Here is a 16,015-nt window from a genome sequence, read left to right on the forward strand (position 1 = left end):
GACTGGCGCGCGCCATGACCCTGTGCAAGCCTTGGCCAGAGACGAAATTGCGCGCCGTCGACAATTTTCATGGCTGAGCGTCGTCGCTAATCAGGTCAGATGAAGAGTACCGTTCACGGGCGACAGGCGATACAGACGGTAATAAGAATTGCCCTGCATTAACTCCACGACTGGTGCACCTGGACCTAGGTCACCCTCAATGGGATGCGTACTTAGTAATGGTGCACCGCTCTGAAGTTTTATCGCCATCAAGGGAACCGGGTTGGCACGTGCCAAACTGCTCATAACGTCTTTGCTGGGTGGTACTGTAGCGCACCCGGAGATGAGGAGAATTGGAAGAAACAGCCACCTAATTTTCATGTATGTGTCCTTGGTTGTCTTTCACAAAAAATGGTGCGCGCAGAAAAGAGGATAAGGTTCATGTCTTGATACACGGCCAGTGAACCTGAACCATCTTGCCACCCAACGCCGGAGTTAACTTAAATTCGGTTGTTGAATGAACTCTGATCGTGCCGCCTAATCCTGCCGTCTGATCCCTCCATCTTTCCTCATGCGGTGGCACCGACCACGCAACGATCCTCCCACCCGAAACCCACAGCGACAAACGAATCGCACCCTGCCCTCGCGCCGACCGGCCCGACCCTACAACCGATTCCCCCGCTCGATCGCCATATACCGCTCGATCAGCGCGCCGGAGAGTTCGCTGCAACGCACGTCCAGCGTGTTAACGCCTTCGCGCCGCAGCGCCTCGTGCACGCGTTCGCGTTCGGCTAGCACAAAGGGGACGGAGGTAATTATCCCGATTTAATTACCTCCGTCCCCTTTACGTGGATCATGCCCCACGCTCGCGCGAGCCACCCCTACAACCGGCTCCCCCGCTTGATCGCCAGGTACCGCTCGATCAGCGCGCCGGACAGTTCACTGCAGCGCACGTCGAGCGTGTTCACGCCTTCGCGGCGCAGCGCTTCGTGCACGCGTTCGCGCTCGGCCAGGTAGTGCATGGCGGCGGCACTGCGGATGCCGCTTTCCAGTTCGTCGCCGGGTTCGGCGGCGGCGCGGTCGAGGGCGAGTTCGCGCAGGCTGACCAGCATCACCAGGTGGCGTTTGGACAACATGGTCACGGCCATGCGCAGTTCCACGTCGTCCTCGTCGCGCACGTTGGTGATCAGCACCACCAGTGCGCGGCGCTGCTGGTGCGCCTGCAGTGCGCTGGCGGCGGCGAGGTAGTCGGTGGCCAGCGGCATCGGCTGCAGGTCGTAGCCGGCGCCGAGCAGCATGTCCATGCCGCCGCTGCCCTGCTGCGGCGGCAGCCAGCGCTGCTGCTGGCCGGTGCAGGCCAGCAGGCCGACCGCGTCGCCCTGGCGCAGCGCGATGCTGGCCAGTGCCAGCGAGGCATTCAATACGTGGTCGAAGTGCGCCAGCTGGTCGTCCTGCGCCAGCATGCGGCGGCCGCAGTCGAGCATCAGCACGACCTGCTGGTTGCGCTCGTCGCGGTACTCGCGCGAGATCAACCGGCTGCTGCGCGCGGTGGCCTTCCAGTCGATCTTGCGCAGGCTGTCGCCGACGCGGTAGTCGCGCAGTTCCTGGAATTCGGTGCCTTCGCCGCGGCGCCGCTGCAGCCGCGCACCGACGCTGCGCGAGGCCAGCTCCACGCTGAGCCCAGCCAGCTCGGCCAGCGCGGCGAAGTTCGGATACACGCGCACCGTCGACGCCGCACCGAGCACGCGGCGTGCGCTCCAGCAATGCCACGGCGAACGCAGTTGCACGTGGCAGCCATCGAAGCTGAACTGACCGCGCGCGTCGGGGGTGACCGCGTAGTCGAGCAGCACGTCGCTGCCCGGCGGCAGCGTCACGCTGCGCGGCATGCCGCGCACCGCCCAGCCGCCCGGATGCAGGTCGTGCAGGTGCAGCTTCTGTGCGCGCCGGGCCGTGCCACGCAGACGCAGGCCCACGCGTGCTTCCGGCCCCAGCGGCAGCACCGGCGCCAGCTCGCGCTGCACGCTGGGCGACGGCATCCGCCGCAGGCGCCAGCCATCGATGAGCGCCAGCAGTGCGACCGCGCCGCCGCCGGCCAGCCACGCCGCGAGCGGCAGCCAGCCGAGGCTGGCCAGCACGCCGAGCGCAGTCCAGCCGAGCAGCAGCCACAGCAGCGCGGGCGCGGGTCGCATCAGCAATCCCCTATCGCACCGGTAGGAGCGCACCCTGTCCACAAGGAACTTCCTGCGGTCGTGCGCGATGCTTTTGCGTGGCGTGACGACGAGCATCGCGCACGAAGTGCGCTCCTACAGGGGGCGAACGGTTGGCGGAAGTGATCGGTCACTGGCGCGGCGCCGGCACCTTGTGCAGCAGCGCCTTGAGCACGTCATCGGGGCGCTGGCGTTCGAGCAGCGCTTCCGGCGCCAGCAGCAGGCGGTGGCGCAAGGCCGGCAGTGCCACCGCGCGCACGTCGTCCGGAGTGACGAAATCGCGCCCGTCCACCGCCGCTTGCGCGCGCGCCAGCCGCGCCAGCGCCAGGCCGCCGCGCGGACCGGCGCCGCCGATCACGCCCGGCCATTCGCGCGTGCCGCGCACGATGCGCACGGCATAGTCGGTCACCGCCGCATCCATGCGGATCGCCGCGACGCCCTGCTGCAGTGCCACCAGCTCGGCCTGGCCCAGCACCGGCTTCACCTGCGCCACGTCGAGGTCGGAGGCGATCTTGCCGTTGACCACGCCGGCGACCATGCGGCGCTCGTCGTCCAGCGTGGGGTAGCCGATGGTCACCTTGATCAGGAAGCGGTCAAGCTGCGCCTCGGGCAGCGGATAGGTGCCTTCCTGCTCGATCGGGTTCTGCGTGGCCACCACCATGAACGGCGCCGGCAACGGGAAGCGGCGACCCTCGATGGTCACCTGCCCTTCCTGCATCGATTCGAGCAGCGCGGCCTGGGTCTTCGCCGGCGCGCGGTTGATCTCGTCGGCCAGCAGCAGGTTGGCGAACACCGGGCCGCGGCGGATCTTGAAGGCCTCGGTTTTCGGATCGTAGATCGCGTGGCCGGTGACGTCGGCCGGCATCAGGTCGGGGGTGAACTGCACGCGGCCGAAGCTGCAGCCGACCGACGCGGCCAGCGCGCGCACCAGGAGCGTCTTGCCCAGCCCGGGCACGCCTTCGATCAGCACGTGGCCGGAGGCCAGCAGGGCCAGCAGCACCTGCTCGAACACCTCGGTCTGGCCGATGAAGGCGCGCGCCACCTGCGTGCGCAGGGCGCGGGCGTGCTCGCCGAGTTCGGCGATCGACTGCGGTGCCGGCGGCATGGCCGGGGCGGCGAGGGTTTCGGTGCTCATGGGCGGCTCCTGAGTCGGGCCAGGGTGGTGATGGAAGCGCGGAACGCCGGCGCGTTCGCGGGTGACTGGAAGGCCTGCGCGACCTGCGCGGCGTCGAGCTCGCCGCGTTCGGCCAGGCGTGCGTAAAGGGCATCGCCGTTGAGCATCGCGCAGGCGGGGTCGCGCCGACGCAGGCGCGCCAGCACGGTCTCGCAGGCCAGCCGGTGCAGGCTGCGTCCGCCGTCGCGGCGATACAGGAACTCGCCGGCGGCTTGCACGTGTTCGAGCAGCGCGCGCCGATGCAAGGCCGGCGCCGGCATCAGCGGACCCAGCCGCGCGCTGCGCATCGCCATCCACGCGGCCAGCAACACGGCCAGCGCCAGCAACGCGGGCCAGCCCTCGATCGTCAGCCACGCGAGGAAGGCCGGGCCGTCCAGCGCGTAGACCAGGTAGACCACGCCGCGCCCGCGGTTCGGCGCGAGCAGCTGCCAGGCGAACTGCTGCGCGGCGGCCTGCTTCAGCTGGTTGCGCGAGAGCGCGTCGAAGCCGGCGAGCAGGCTGACCGTGCCCTGGCCCAGCCGGGTGCGCGCGAACAGGTAGCCACCTTGCGCGTCGCCGATCGCCGCATCCACAGGCACGCCCGGCTGCAGGCGGAAGCGGTGGCCACAAAGCAGCACGCCCTCCTTCTCGTTCGCGGCGGTGGCGCGCAGCAGGCTGCAGGCATGTTCCGCCGGGCGCGGATCGAGCAGGCCCAGCGCCTCGAACAGCGGCATGCGCGCCGTCGCGGCGGCCCCCGGCGACAGCAGCAGATGGCCGCCGCTGCGCACGAACGCGGCGATCCGCGCGGCATCGTCGGCATCGACCCGCGCCGCCTCGGCGCCGAGCAGCAGGGTGGCGCCGGAGGTCAGCGGCATTTTTTTCGGGTCCAGCGTGGTCAGCGAGATCACCGGCTCGCCCACCCGGCGCAGCGTCTGCTCCAGCGCGAAGAAGCGGTTGTAGCGTGCCTCGCCATGGGCGGCCACCGGCTCGGTGACGTCCTTGCGCTCGAAGGTGGCGAAGAAGCCCGCCACCAGCAACGCGGCACCCAGCACCAGCAGACCCGGCAGCAGCAGCGCCCGCCGGTTCATGCCGACGCCCCCGCCTGCGCCGGCCAGCCGCTCAGCAGCTGTTCGATCGCGGCGTCGTCCGGGTAGCGCCCGGCATACGCGGCGAACTGCCAGGCGCGCACGATCGCCACCACGCGTTGCGCACGGGCGGGGTCGGCGATGGCCGTGGCCTGGCGCAGCCAGTCCGCCTCGGTCGCCTCCGCCGCCGGCGGCAGCCGCAGCAGCTGCGCGGTGTGTTCCACGCAGCCGCGATACAGCAGCGCCAGCGCCTCGCGGCGCTGCCGCGCCTGCCACAGCGCGCGGGTCGCGCCGGCGAGGTCGACCGGCAGCGGCGCCGCGCTCGCGGCATTCGCCTGCAGGCTTTGCGCCAGCGCCGGCAACGGCTCGTCCGCCGCCGGCAGCAGCCGCCCGCGCCAGCGCCAGGCAAACCACGCCAGCGCGCCGACGGCACTGATCAGCAGCAGCCACAGCAAGACCTTGAACACCACCGCCAGCACGCGGGCCAGCAGCGGGAACGACAGCGGCTGCGCGCGCGCGGCCGGTTCCGAGGCGTACTTGAAGGTCCAGCGACGCAGCTTGCGCTCGCCGCCGAAACGCGGGTCGCGGTAGACCTCGGCGGCGGCCTCGGCGAAGCGTCGATCCACGCCAGCCGGTTGCCCGAACACCTGGTCGAGGTTGCTGGCCACCGGCTTCGGCACGTCCACGGTCGCGGTTGCCGCCCGCACGGACAGCGGCAACGCGCCGGCGCACAGCAGCAGCACGCCGAGCAGCTTGCCCAGCCCCTGCAGGCGCGCGCGCAGGCGGCGGAACGCCAGGTCGATGTCCCACGCTTCCAGCTGGGTGCGCCGGTTCAGGTACAGCGCGAAACCGCAGGCCACGTACAGCGGCTCGATCGCGCTCATCGCCAGGTAGGCCACCGTCGCAGCCGCGAGGATCCACGGCGTGGCGGCGACGTGCACGTCGTCGCGGAAGAAACTGGCCAGCGATTCGGGCCGCCACTCGTGCGGAATCAGCAGCAGCGCGAACAGCCAGAAGCTCAGGAACAGCACCAGCTCGAACTGCAGGCAGCCATAGGTGAGCAGACTGGTCTCGCCCACGATGCGCCGGCGCAGCACCTTCCAGCGCGCGGCACGCTGCTGGCGCGGCGCGCCTTCGAGCAGCTCCAGCGGCAGGCGCAGCGCGCGGCTGCTGTCGACGCGCAGCCAGCTCAGCGCGGCCAGCGTGCTGCGCCAGCTCCACTGGCGCTGGCCGCGCAGGGTTTCGCGCCAGCCTGGTGCGCGGTCGAACACCGCGCGCGACAGGACGTACAGCGGCAAGCGGTCGAACAGCGGCTTCAGCCACCACACCAGCAGCAGGCCCAGCCACGGCCACCCCAGCAGCACGCCCAGCGCATTGCACAGCACGAACACCGGCAGCGTGAAGGCGAACCACGCCGACCACACCGCCGCCGCATTCGCGCGCAGCATCGCGGCGCCCAGGTCCAGCGCCTCGCGCGGCGTGCGCGGTCGCAGCACCACGCTGATCCGTTCAAGCTCCATGCGTGTCTGCCCTGCCGCCGCGCCACAGCCAGCCCAGCACCAGCAGCCACATCAGCGCGCCGCTGCCGAACTTCAGCGCGTCCGGCAACGCCGCGATCGATGACCAGTACGCCTCGATGAAGGCCGCCACCAGCAGCATCGCGAACGCGCCCAGCGCCAGCTGCGCGCCGACCCAGCCGGCCGCGACCAGTGCCGGGCCGCGCCGCTGCCGGCCCGGCGCCAGCAGGGTCAGGCCGAGCTGCAGGCCGGCGCCGCCGGCGATCACCAGCGCGCTCAGCTCGAACGCCGAATGGCCCACCACGAAGCGCCAGAACGGGCCGCCGTAGCCGATCGCGGTGAGGTGCCCGGCGATGCCGCCGATCAGCACGCCGTTGGCGCCCAGCACGTAGATCGCGCCGACGCCGAAGACCAGGCCCGAGGCGAACGTGCGGAACGCGATGCTGACGTTGTTCATCACGTAGTAGCCGAACATCTGCAGGTCGGTGCCGCTGCTGCGGCCGATGTGCGCGTTGGCCGGGTCGTACATCTTCTCGAACTGCACCAGCTGCGTGCTGCTGAACAGCGTGTGCGCCAGCTCCGGGCGCAGTTGCAGCAGCACCAGCAGGCACAATGCCGGCAGGTAGAACAGCGCCGCCGCCAGCGCCATGCAGCGCCACTGCGCGCGCACCAGGCGCGGGAAGCCCGCCACCAGGAAAGCCGCCACGCGGTGCCAGCGCGGCGCCGGCGGCCGGTACAGCACGCGATGCCCCTGCTGCACCAGCCGCTGCAGCCGCTCGGTAACCTCGTGGCTGTAGCCGCGCCCACGCGCCAGCGCCAGGTGGTGGCACACACGCCGGTAGGACTGCGGAAACTCCAGCGCCGGTTCCTGCCGCAGGGTGCGCTTCGGCTGGCGGTCCAGCGCGTTCAGCCACGACTGCAGACCGTCCCACTCGCGGCCGTGCAGGGCGACGAAGCGTTCCTGCTTCATGCCCGCCCCAGCAGCCAGTTGGCGTGCGCGACCAGTTGCCGTATCGCCGCAGTGTCGTTTCGCCCGATCAGCGGCGCGAGCAGGTTCGCCAGTTCTTCCTGCCGTTGCACGGTGAGCTGCCCGGCGCGCTCGGCGTACTCCACCAACGCGACCTGTTCGTCGGCCGCCAGCACCAGCGGCAACGGTATCGCCGGCAGCGCCGGTACCTGCTGGCCGGCCGGTAGTTCCTGTGCGTGGATCACCATGGTGCCCGCCACGATGTCGCCGAGCCGGCGCGCATGCGGGTCGATCAGCGTGCTGGCCAGGCCCACGCCGTACACGCCCGGCAGCGCGTCCACCACACGCAGCAGATTGCGCACCACCGACGGCAGCCAGGTCACCGGCGTGCCGTCGGCCTTGACCACGCGCAGGCCCAGCGCGCGTTTGCCCAGGGTCTGCCCATCCAGCCACACCTCGCACGCCACCGAGTACGCCCACAGCAGCGCGAACATCAGCAGCATGGCCAGCCCGTTGCCGCCCTTGCCGAACAGCGCCAGCGGGATCATTGCGACGAACAGCACCAGCAGGCGCAGCAGCAGGTCGACCATCCACGCCTGTGCGCGCGGCAACGCGCCGGCCGCACGCAGGCGCAGCGAGACGCCTTCGGGCGTCTCGATTTCGCGCACGGTGTCGATCATCAGACGTCGACGACGATGGTGTCGGCGATCAGGTCGTGCAGGCAGCGGCGCTCCTTGCCGAAGATCAGCAGCGGATCGACCAGGCCGATCAACTTGCCCACCAACGGGATCACGCCGATCAGGCTCACCGGCAGCACCCGCAGGAAGATGTAGCGCGGCAGGCTGACGCGGCTGCCGTCGGTGCGCACCACCGCGATGTCCACCGCGCGCTTGCCGACGGTCTGCCCGCTACGGTGCAGCATCAGGCAGTTCACCACCAGCACGCCGAGCATCAATGCCATACCGAGCAGCATCAGCCCCACCATCGGCGCGGCAGGCTTGAGTCCCTGCCTGACCGGCCCGGCCATGGTGGCGGCCCAGAGCACCGGAGCCAGCCAGATCACGTTGACCAGCCCGTCCAGCAGCGCCGCGCCCAGGCGCTTGCCGCGCCCGGCCTTGCGGTTTTCCAGGTCGTACGCATCCCACGCGGCCACATCGTCGACCACGGCCGCCGGCGCGGCATACGGATTGGTTTCCATCGCTTCCTTCCCCTTGTCGCTGTCCCTGACTGCCCTCCCCCATGGCGGGCAATGCCGGCGAGTATAGAAGCGAATTTCGGCCGTTGACTACCGCTTCGGCTTGAGCAGCGTACCGGTGCATTTCGGCGAGCCGCACAGGCACTTCCACAGCTTCTTCAGGCGTGCGGTGTGCGGCACGTCGAGCACGATGCCGTAATCGTAGGTGAGCTCCTCGCCCGGCTTGATGGCGCGGATCGCCTCGATCAGTACGCGATCCCGCCGCGGGTCGCCGCTGGCGCTCTCCTCGACCACGGCGCGGCAATTTGGCGCACAGCTGTGGTTGATCCAGCGCGCGCTGTTGCCGCCCTGGTTGGCGTCGACGATGTAGTCGTCGTTGAGCGTGAACAGGAAGGTGTGGCCGGTCTCGCCGCCGTCGCCGTACAAGTCGTCCGCTTCGGCGTGGCTCATCAACTTGCCCTTGTACTCGATGATCTGCTCCCCTTTGGCGATCGGGGCAGTGGCGAACACGCCATTGCCGTGGATCGGCGAGCGGCGTGCAACAAAGCGTCGTGACATGCGATGGAAGCCCTGCGGATGAAGGATGAAAAGTCGATGATGCCCGTTTGCCGGTACCCGCGAAACCTTCGCCGGCCCTCCGCACCAAAGTCCGGTTTGCGCCTGCCGAAGGTTTCGCGGGCACCGGCCGACCTGCCTGGCGGCTCCACGCCGCTGCCACCGGCGATCATTCGCCACCACTGGCGCCAACCCCCTCAATCGCGGTTAGAATCAACATTCAAACGATCGTTTGGAGAGTCCCCATGCGTCTGCTGCGCTGGATCATCCCCGTCTTGCTGCTGGGCTTGGCCGCCTGTGGTCCGGCGAAGAAGAGCGTGTACCCGCCGACCCTGAGCATCCAGCAACTGGTGGTGCTGCCGGACGGTCAGTGGCGGCTGACCGTGCGCATCCAGAACAACAGCTACGCCGGGATGGACTTCACCTCGCTGGACGGCCAGCTGCAGGTGGCCGAGCTGGTGCCGGTGCGGCTGCACGCCAGCTTCGAGCGCGACATTCCCGAGCTTGCCGGCGACGTGATCCAGCTCAACGTGCTGCCCACGGCGGCGATGAGCCAGGCGCTGCAGGCGATCGCCGCCAGGGGCAGCGCCGGGGCACTGGCCTATCGCATCAGCGGCAGCACCAGCGCCAAGCCCGAGCAGGAAGCCAAGCCGCGCTCGTTCGACTTCAACGGCAACGACTGGATCTCGCCGGTGCCGGGCATCCCCGACACCTACCGCTAGACGTCCCCGCTTTCCACCGAAGGAACCACCATGACTGCTTACAAGGCCCCCCTCGACGACCTGCGCTTCGCCCTGTTCGACGTGCTGAACGCGGAGCCGACCCTCACCGCGCTGCAGGGCGGCGAGGCCCACAGCCGCGACCTGTTCGACGCCGTGCTGGAGGAAGCCGGCCGCCTCAGCGAGCAGCTGCTGGCGCCGACCAACGCGCCCGCCGACGCGGAGGGCTGCCGCTACGACAAGGCCAGCCAGACGGTGACCACGCCGAAGGGCTTCAAGGAAGCGTTCAAGGCCTTCACCGAAGGCGGCTGGACCGGCCTGACCAACCCCGAGGTCTACGGCGGCCAGGCGCTGCCCGGCGTGCTCGGCACCGCCACCACCGAGATCTTCCAGTCCGGCAACCTGGCCTGGAGCCTGTACCCGCTGCTGTCCGAAGGCGCCACCCACGCGATGGAGCAGCACGGCGAGGAGTGGCAGCGCCAGCGCTTCATGAAGCCGATCGTGGAAGGCCGCTGGACCGGCACCATGTGCCTGACCGAGCCGCAGGCCGGCTCCGACCTCGGCCTGCTGAAGACCCGCGCCGAGCCGGGCACGGCGGACGCGGACGGTCATTCGGTGTACAAGCTCAGCGGCACCAAGATCTTCATCAGCGCCGGCGAGCACGACCTGGCCGAGAACATCGTGCACCTGGTGCTGGCGCGCCTGCCGGACGCGCCGGAAGGCAGCCGCGGCATCTCGATGTTCATCGTGCCCAAGTTCAAGGTCAACGCGGACGGCTCGCTGGGCGCGCGCAACACGGTGGCCGCCGGCGCGATCGAGCACAAGATGGGCATCCACGCCTGCTCCACCTGCGTGATGAACTTCGACGGCGCCGAGGGCTACCTGATCGGCAAGCCGCACAAGGGCCTCGCCGCGATGTTCACCATGATGAATGCGGCGCGCCTGTCGGTCGGCGTGCAGGGCCTGGCGCTGGCCGAGCGGGCGCTGCAGAACAGCCTCAACTACGCGCGCGAGCGGCTGCAGTCGCGCGCGCTGTCCGGCCCGAAATTCCCGGACAAGCCGGCCGACAACCTGCTGGTGCAGCCGGACGTGCGCCGCATGCTGCTGACCCAGCGTGCCTTCGTCGAAGGTTCGCGCGCACTGGTGCTGTACACCGCGCTGCAGACCGACATCGAACATCGCGCGACGGACGAGGCAGCCCGGCAGCAGGCCGGCGAGCTGGTCGCGTTCCTGATCCCGATCGCCAAGGGCATGACCACCGAACTGGCGCAGGAGTGCACCAAGGAAGCGCTGCAGATCTACGGCGGCCACGGCTACATCGCCGAGAACGGCATGGAACAGTTCGTGCGCGACGCCCGCATCATCACCCTGTACGAAGGCACCACCGGGATCCAGGCGGCCGACCTGCTCGGCCGCAAGATCCTCCAGCTGCAGGGCGTGGGCGCGAAGCACTTCCTGCAGGAGATCAGCGCGTTCTGCCAGCAGCACAGCGCCGACACGGCACTGCGCCAGCTGGTCGGCCCGCTCGCCGTCGCCACCAAGGAATGGAGCGAGCTCACCCTGAGCCTGGCCCAGCGCGTGCAGGCCAATCCCGAGGAACTCGGCGCCGCGGCCACCGACTACCTGTACTACAGCGGCTACGTCACCCTCGCCTACCTGTGGGCGCGCAGCGTGGCCGCCGCCGAAGCCGGCAACCAGCCGGCGGCGTTCAAGCAGGCCAAGCGCGACACCGCCGCGTTCTACTTCGCCCGCATCCTGCCGCGCACGCTGGCGCACAAGGCAGCGATCGAGGCCGGCATAGGCAGTCTGCCGGCCATCGACTGAGTCGCCGCCAAGCCTTTCGGCAAACAATAGCCCGGGCCAGTCCCGGGCTTTTCGTCAGGCCGATCTGCCGCCGGAGGTGTCCATCCGGGTCAGGTTGTGCTCTGCAACGACAGGCCGGTCACGCACCGCACTGCACGCTGCCTTGCGTGCCCAGGTACTGCCTGATCCATTCCTCGTGGGCTTCGGCCGCCTGCAGCAGCTCTCGCGCCATGGCCGCCTGCGTCGCGGCCGTACCGGGCGGTGCTGGTGGCGCAACAGGCCTGGCCATGCGCGGCGGCGACGCCTCCGTGCGGGCCGATTCGTGCTCGATCAGGTAGCTGATGTCGTAGGCAAGGTCGTTCATGCCCGAAACTAAGCAACAGGCTTGCCAAGTCCGACGATCGCCGCCGGGGCCACCATCGCGGCTCCGCACAGGGTGCACCGAACTCGCGGCAGGCAGCCTCGGCGATCGCCCGTGATGGATCGCCCGCCTCCCGCCCGGGTCAGTCGACCTTCTTCAACGCCGCCAGCTGCAGCCGCAGAATCCGGCGCAACTCCAGGATCGCCGCGGGGGTTTCCTGCACGCTGTGCCAGGACGGTATGACCAGTTCGGAGTCGGCGCCAGCCAGGTGCGCGCTGCTGTACGGCACCAGGCCGTCGTTGCTGTCCCGCAACGCGCCCTTCGATCTGTAGACGCCGATGATGGAGTGGTAGCGCACCTGCGGCGCGATCGGCAGGTCGGCGGCGGCGACGATGAACGGGTCGCTGTCGCCGAGGTTGTCGATGCTGTTGGACACGCGCAGCGGCGGACCGCCGCCGGCGTCGTCGGACTTCAGCAGGTCGGCGATGTCCGCCATTTCCTTCAGCACGGCGACCGGCAGCCGGATCAGCTCGCCGAGCCAGCGGGCGAGCCGGTGCCGTGCGTACGGCGTGCCGCGGTGCGGTGCGGCCAGGAACACCGCGCGGGTCACCTGCGGCATCGGGCTGAACTGCAGGTACGGCGCCAGCCGCTGCTGCAGCCGCTGCCGCTTCTTCGCCGACAGGTTCGCACGCGCCGGGATCACGCCCCACAGCCGGTCGCCGCTGGAGGACACCAGCAGGCGCGCGATCACGCCGCCCATGCTGTGGCCGATCAGCACCATGTCGCGCGAGGCGCGCGCCTGGCCGGAGGGATCGTAATGTTGCAGCGTGGCGTCCAGCGCCTTGCGGATGCTGGCCAGGTTCACCGCCACCGGCAGGTTGGTCGGGTAGTAGACCTCCCACACCTGGTAGTGGCGGCGCAGCTCCTCGTCGCCCATCACCTCGTTGGCCACGTTGATCCATGCTTCCGGACTGCTGGCCAGGCCGTGCAGCATCACCACCGTGAGCCGGTCCGGATCGTAGGGCTGCATCAGCAGCACGCGCGGCGTCTTGAGGCCACCCTCGCGGCCCAGCAGCGAGCGGATCGACTGGCGGGCGAAGCCTGAGCGCGCCAGCCACACGCCGTAGGGTGCGGTGAAGTTCGCGCCCAGCGGCACCGCCCGACCGCCGACCGCGACGGTGTCGTCGTGATACGGGTCGCGCACCAGCACGCTCACCTGGCGCGTCGCCAGCAGCTGGGCCAGCGTGCTGCCGTCGAACACCAGCGCGCCGGTGACCGGCACGTAGTCGGGTTCGCGCCATGGCACGGCGGCGTCGGCCGTACCGGCCGGCGCCACGGCCACGAAGTCGGAACCAAAGCCGTCGCGCCGGTAGACGTTGCGCAGGCCGTCGAAGCGCAGGTTCGCCGCGGGAATCAGCTCCGCCGGTACGCGCGTGCCGTCGGCCAGGCGCACGTCGCTGTGCGGACGCAGCACGCTCCAGCCGGCCAGCGTGGTCTGCGTCCAGTGTGGGTCCAGCCGCGGCAGTTCCAGGAAGAAGCGGCTCATCGCGCGCTGCACGGCCAGGTTGTAGAACCCAGTCACCTGCACCTGGCGCCATTCGAACGCGCGCTCGGCGGGCGTACGCGCGGTGTAGAACAGATAGGCATAGGCGTAGCGCGCGGATTGCAGGAAGGCGTCCAGCGTCGCGTCGTCCATCGCCTTGCCGCGCCGCGACCGCTCCGCCTTGAGCGCCCGGCCCAGCCACAGCTCGGCCAGCGCCGAGAGCCGCTGCTCGTCGGTCAACCCCGCCGAACGGGCGACGGTGTCCGTGCAGGCGGCGAACTCGCGCTGGCAGCTGTCCGGCGTCAGCGCGACCACGTTGAGCGACTGCACGGTGCGGTCGCTCGGCCGGTCGGCGACGATCACGTCGGCACGCCGCTGGCTGACGTAGTCCGGGGTATCGACGTGGCTCACCCCGACCATCGCGCAGGCATCGAGGCCGAGCAGCCCGAGGCCGAGCATGCCGCGCAGGACCCAGCCGCCGGCGCCGATCGTCATCGGCGCGCCTTCATCGACATGCCCACGTCGGCGCGTCACTGCGCCAGCTCGAACCGGGTCACGCGCCGCACCGGGTCGGCCTCGACCAGGCTCACCCGGACGTCGGCACCCAGCGGCAGGGGTGTGCTGCCCGACACGCCGGCCTCCACCGCCGGGTCGCGCACGATCACCGTGCCCCGGGCCGGATCGTCATGGGCCACCTCGACGATCGCCCCGTCGAAGACCTCGCCCAGCCGCGGCGCCAGCGCGGCGGCCTCGGCCAGGTTGAGCACGGCGCTCTCGTACTGGCCCGCACGGTGGCCGGAGGCCTGCATCGTGGCCGGCAAGCCCGGCAACGCGGCCAGCGCCCACGCGGGCACCGGCTGTTTCGCGCACAGCGCCAGGCAGACCTCGCCGGTGTAGCGATCGACCAGCCGGCGCAGCGGCGCGGTGGCGTGGGTGTATTGCGCGGCCAGCGCCGAGTGCATCGGCTGCGCCGGCAGCGCGCCGTCGAACGCCGCGTAGCCGGCCCCGCGCAATACCGTGGTGCAGGCGGTCAGCATCGCCACGTGGACGTCGTTGGACGGGTCCAGCGAACGGATGAAGCCGGGATAGTCCAACCCGGGCGGCCAGCCGATGCCGAGCACCCGCGCGGTGACGCGCAGGCGCCCGAGCGCGCGCGGGTCGGGCGGCGGCAGGGTGCGCAGCAGGCCCACCTTCGCCTGCACCATCAATTGCGCCGCGGCCATGCCGACCAGCAGCGAGATCTGCTCGTTCCAGTCCTCGATCGGCAACCGTGCGCGAAACGCCAGCTGCCAGCGGCCATCGACCACGCTGATCTCCTGCTCCGGCAGCGGCAGGCTGACGCCGCCGCGGGCGAACTCGCGCTGCCGGCGCAGCTCGCCGACCTCGCGCAGGATCGACCACATCGGTTCGGCCGCCCCCGCGTCGATGCGCTGCTGCACGCCGGCATAGTCGAGCCGGGCGCGACTGCTGACCTTCGCCCGGCGCACGTCGACGGCCACGCTTTCGCCGCTGCGGTCCAGCTCGATCGTCCACAGCAGCGCCGGCCGCACCTGACCGGGCAACAGCGAGACCGCGCCTTCGGACAGCACCGTCGGGTGCAGCGGGATCTTCGCATCCGCGCCGTACAGCGTCTCGCCGCGCCGGTTCGCCTCCAGGTCGACCGGGTCGCCGGCGCTGACGAAGGCGGCGACGTCGGCAATCGCGTAGTGCACCCGATAGCCGCCGGCGGTGCGCTCGACATGCAGCGCCTGGTCCAGGTCCATCGAGCCCAGCGGGTCGATCGTCACCAGGGCGATGTCGCTGCGGTCCAGCTCCGGCCAGCGCGGGTTCACGGCGGCCTTCGCCGCGGCAGCCTCCACCTCGGGCGGGAACGCCGCCGGCAGCTTCAGGTCCTCGTGGATGGCGCGCATGCCCTGCACCAGCACGGGGTCCCCGGCGGGCCGGATGTGGATGCGGCGAGTGGTCGACATGGGCGGTTTCCTTGCGGGGATGCCGTTCGGCGGGACGAGGCCGATGCATCGCCCCGGAGGCCTTCGCGCTGCGCAAAATATACACGTGCCGGCGGGGACTACCGCGACCGCGACGCAAGGTGTAGAAACGGCAGCGTCATCCCCGCCACCGATCGCTCCTCATGACCGACATGTCCCTGCTGATCCGCCTGGCCGAAGAAGACGACGACGAGTTCATCCTGGCGCAGGTGCCGCGCTTCGTCGATTTCACGCTGCCGCCATGGCGGCGGCGCCACGAATGCATCGAAGGCATCCGCAACGACCTGCGCCACCACCTGGAGGACCAGCCGGCGAACAGCTACCTGTTCGTGGCAGAGGACGCGGACGGCGAACGGGCCGGCTTCATCCACCTGCAACGCACCGCGGACTTCTTCACCGGACGCAGCAACTGCCACATCTCCGACATCGCGGTGGCGCCGCGGCACGAGGACCGCGGCGTCGGCAAGGCGCTGCTGGCGCACGCCGAGGCATGGGCGCGCGACCATCAGTGCCAGCTGGTGACGCTGGCGGTGTTCCCCGGCAACGAGCGCGCCCGCGCGTTGTACGAGACCTCCGGTTACCTGCCCGACCTGCTGCGGCTGGCCAAGCCGGTTCGCTGAACGCCCCACGAAAAAGCCGCCTGAAGCCTAATGCCAGTCAGTTAAGGTATCCTGATTAGCGACGACGCTCAGCCATGAAAATTGTCGACGGCGCGCAATTTCGTCTCTGGCCAAGGCTTGCACAGGGTCATGGCGCGCGCCAGTCGCGGCAGCAGCTCGGCAAGTCGGAAACGGCGGTTGAAGCGGTAGGCGGCTTCGGCCAGATAGCGCCGCGCGTACTTGGCCTGGCGCATGGCGTGGTAGCAACCGCTGATCGCTCGTTTGACGTTGCCGAGCACCACGTTCACCCAGCGCGCTCCCTTGACCTCGGTCGCGGCGCGACC

15 protein-coding genes are annotated in these 16,015 nt (G+C 70.0%); 3 read left to right on the top strand and 12 right to left on the bottom strand.

Annotated elements, in window-relative coordinates; translation table 11 throughout:
- Positions 1 to 860: 860 nt before the first annotated feature.
- The 8 genes from RHOOR87_RS0118210 to RHOOR87_RS0118245 all read right to left on the bottom strand — a co-directional run bounded on the left by RHOOR87_RS0118210 (position 861) and on the right by RHOOR87_RS0118245 (position 8,661).
- On the bottom strand, positions 861 to 2,168 hold the full coding sequence (locus RHOOR87_RS0118210; protein ID WP_027485836.1) for a DUF58 domain-containing protein: 1,308 nt from the start codon (positions 2,166 to 2,168) through the stop codon (positions 861 to 863).
- Positions 2,169 to 2,316: 148 nt separating this feature from the next.
- Positions 2,317 to 3,291 (bottom strand): MoxR family ATPase, encoded by a 975-nt coding sequence (locus RHOOR87_RS0118215; protein ID WP_196806999.1) that lies wholly within the window; start codon positions 3,289 to 3,291, stop codon positions 2,317 to 2,319.
- 26 nt (positions 3,292 to 3,317) lie between these two features.
- Positions 3,318 to 4,427, bottom strand: a complete 1,110-nt coding sequence (locus RHOOR87_RS0118220; protein WP_027485838.1) for a hypothetical protein — start codon at positions 4,425 to 4,427, stop codon at positions 3,318 to 3,320.
- The gene (locus RHOOR87_RS0118225) at positions 4,424 to 5,944 is read right to left on the bottom strand and encodes a hypothetical protein (protein WP_015448674.1); all 1,521 of its coding nucleotides are present in this window, start codon (positions 5,942 to 5,944) and stop codon (positions 4,424 to 4,426) included. Before RHOOR87_RS0118225 ends, RHOOR87_RS0118220 begins: the two co-directional genes overlap by 4 nt.
- Positions 5,934 to 6,911, bottom strand: a complete 978-nt coding sequence (locus tag RHOOR87_RS0118230; protein ID WP_007513470.1) for a stage II sporulation protein M — start codon at positions 6,909 to 6,911, stop codon at positions 5,934 to 5,936. The genes RHOOR87_RS0118225 and RHOOR87_RS0118230 overlap by 11 nt, the downstream gene beginning before the upstream one ends.
- Complete coding sequence (locus RHOOR87_RS0118235; protein WP_007513469.1) at positions 6,908 to 7,588, bottom strand: RDD family protein; 681 nt, start codon at positions 7,586 to 7,588, stop codon at positions 6,908 to 6,910. Before RHOOR87_RS0118235 ends, RHOOR87_RS0118230 begins: the two co-directional genes overlap by 4 nt.
- On the bottom strand, positions 7,588 to 8,106 hold the full coding sequence (locus tag RHOOR87_RS0118240; protein WP_007513468.1) for an RDD family protein: 519 nt from the start codon (positions 8,104 to 8,106) through the stop codon (positions 7,588 to 7,590). Before RHOOR87_RS0118240 ends, RHOOR87_RS0118235 begins: the two co-directional genes overlap by 1 nt.
- A gap of 87 nt (positions 8,107 to 8,193) precedes the next feature.
- Positions 8,194 to 8,661 carry an SET domain-containing protein-lysine N-methyltransferase gene (locus RHOOR87_RS0118245; protein WP_007513467.1) on the bottom strand — a complete coding sequence of 156 codons (468 nt, stop codon included), beginning with the start codon at positions 8,659 to 8,661 and terminating at the stop codon, positions 8,194 to 8,196.
- A 242-nt stretch (positions 8,662 to 8,903) separates the two neighbouring features.
- On the opposite strand from RHOOR87_RS0118245, the gene RHOOR87_RS0118250 reads away from it, so the two are divergent.
- Entirely contained in the window at positions 8,904 to 9,380 is a 477-nt protein-coding gene (locus RHOOR87_RS0118250; RefSeq protein WP_015448675.1) for a hypothetical protein, read from the top strand.
- Positions 9,381 to 9,410: 30 nt separating this feature from the next.
- Positions 9,411 to 11,201, top strand: coding sequence for an acyl-CoA dehydrogenase C-terminal domain-containing protein (locus RHOOR87_RS0118255; RefSeq protein WP_015448676.1), 1,791 nt, complete (start codon positions 9,411 to 9,413; stop codon positions 11,199 to 11,201).
- A 118-nt stretch (positions 11,202 to 11,319) separates the two neighbouring features.
- On the opposite strand, the gene RHOOR87_RS0118260 is transcribed toward RHOOR87_RS0118255, so the two are convergent.
- The 3 genes from RHOOR87_RS0118260 to RHOOR87_RS0118270 all read right to left on the bottom strand — a co-directional run bounded on the left by RHOOR87_RS0118260 (position 11,320) and on the right by RHOOR87_RS0118270 (position 15,054).
- On the bottom strand, positions 11,320 to 11,544 hold the full coding sequence (locus tag RHOOR87_RS0118260; protein WP_007513459.1) for a hypothetical protein: 225 nt from the start codon (positions 11,542 to 11,544) through the stop codon (positions 11,320 to 11,322).
- A 139-nt stretch (positions 11,545 to 11,683) separates the two neighbouring features.
- A complete protein-coding gene (locus RHOOR87_RS0118265) occupies positions 11,684 to 13,579 on the bottom strand; it encodes an alpha/beta fold hydrolase (protein ID WP_027485839.1) in 1,896 nt (631 codons plus the stop codon).
- A 35-nt stretch (positions 13,580 to 13,614) separates the two neighbouring features.
- Positions 13,615 to 15,054, bottom strand: a complete 1,440-nt coding sequence (locus RHOOR87_RS0118270) for an RNB domain-containing ribonuclease (protein WP_027485840.1) — start codon at positions 15,052 to 15,054, stop codon at positions 13,615 to 13,617.
- A gap of 161 nt (positions 15,055 to 15,215) precedes the next feature.
- On the opposite strand from RHOOR87_RS0118270, the gene RHOOR87_RS0118275 reads away from it, so the two are divergent.
- The gene (locus tag RHOOR87_RS0118275; RefSeq protein ID WP_007513453.1) at positions 15,216 to 15,692 is read left to right on the top strand and encodes a GNAT family N-acetyltransferase; all 477 of its coding nucleotides are present in this window, start codon (positions 15,216 to 15,218) and stop codon (positions 15,690 to 15,692) included.
- A gap of 68 nt (positions 15,693 to 15,760) precedes the next feature.
- Here RHOOR87_RS0118275 and RHOOR87_RS19460 read toward each other — a convergent pair.
- Positions 15,761 to 16,015 (bottom strand): transposase (locus RHOOR87_RS19460; protein WP_043796006.1); only part of this gene is annotated, 255 nt, incomplete at its 5' end.

The sequence above is a fragment of the Rhodanobacter sp. OR87 genome (assembly GCF_000473345.1).
GTDB lineage: Bacteria > Pseudomonadota > Gammaproteobacteria > Xanthomonadales > Rhodanobacteraceae > Rhodanobacter > Rhodanobacter denitrificans.

What these genes read in the sequence shown, in the direction of transcription:
- RHOOR87_RS0118220 (WP_027485838.1), bottom strand. Translation starts at nt 4,427, where the DNA reads ATGAACCGGCGGGCGCTGCTGCTGCCGGGTCTGCTGGTGCTGGGTGCC.
- RHOOR87_RS0118230 (WP_007513470.1), bottom strand. Translation starts at nt 6,911, where the DNA reads ATGAAGCAGGAACGCTTCGTCGCCCTGCACGGCCGCGAGTGGGACGGT.
- RHOOR87_RS0118275 (WP_007513453.1), top strand. Translation starts at nt 15,216, where the DNA reads ATGACCGACATGTCCCTGCTGATCCGCCTGGCCGAAGAAGACGACGAC.
- RHOOR87_RS0118270 (WP_027485840.1), bottom strand. Translation starts at nt 15,054, where the DNA reads ATGTCGACCACTCGCCGCATCCACATCCGGCCCGCCGGGGACCCCGTG.
- RHOOR87_RS0118255 (WP_015448676.1), top strand. Translation starts at nt 9,411, where the DNA reads ATGACTGCTTACAAGGCCCCCCTCGACGACCTGCGCTTCGCCCTGTTC.
- RHOOR87_RS0118235 (WP_007513469.1), bottom strand. Translation starts at nt 7,588, where the DNA reads ATGATCGACACCGTGCGCGAAATCGAGACGCCCGAAGGCGTCTCGCTG.
- RHOOR87_RS0118210 (WP_027485836.1), bottom strand. Translation starts at nt 2,168, where the DNA reads ATGCGACCCGCGCCCGCGCTGCTGTGGCTGCTGCTCGGCTGGACTGCG.
- RHOOR87_RS0118260 (WP_007513459.1), bottom strand. Translation starts at nt 11,544, where the DNA reads ATGAACGACCTTGCCTACGACATCAGCTACCTGATCGAGCACGAATCG.
- RHOOR87_RS0118225 (WP_015448674.1), bottom strand. Translation starts at nt 5,944, where the DNA reads ATGGAGCTTGAACGGATCAGCGTGGTGCTGCGACCGCGCACGCCGCGC.
- RHOOR87_RS0118250 (WP_015448675.1), top strand. Translation starts at nt 8,904, where the DNA reads ATGCGTCTGCTGCGCTGGATCATCCCCGTCTTGCTGCTGGGCTTGGCC.
- RHOOR87_RS0118240 (WP_007513468.1), bottom strand. Translation starts at nt 8,106, where the DNA reads ATGGAAACCAATCCGTATGCCGCGCCGGCGGCCGTGGTCGACGATGTG.
- RHOOR87_RS0118265 (WP_027485839.1), bottom strand. Translation starts at nt 13,579, where the DNA reads ATGACGATCGGCGCCGGCGGCTGGGTCCTGCGCGGCATGCTCGGCCTC.
- RHOOR87_RS0118245 (WP_007513467.1), bottom strand. Translation starts at nt 8,661, where the DNA reads ATGTCACGACGCTTTGTTGCACGCCGCTCGCCGATCCACGGCAATGGC.
- RHOOR87_RS0118215 (WP_196806999.1), bottom strand. Translation starts at nt 3,291, where the DNA reads ATGCCGCCGGCACCGCAGTCGATCGCCGAACTCGGCGAGCACGCCCGC.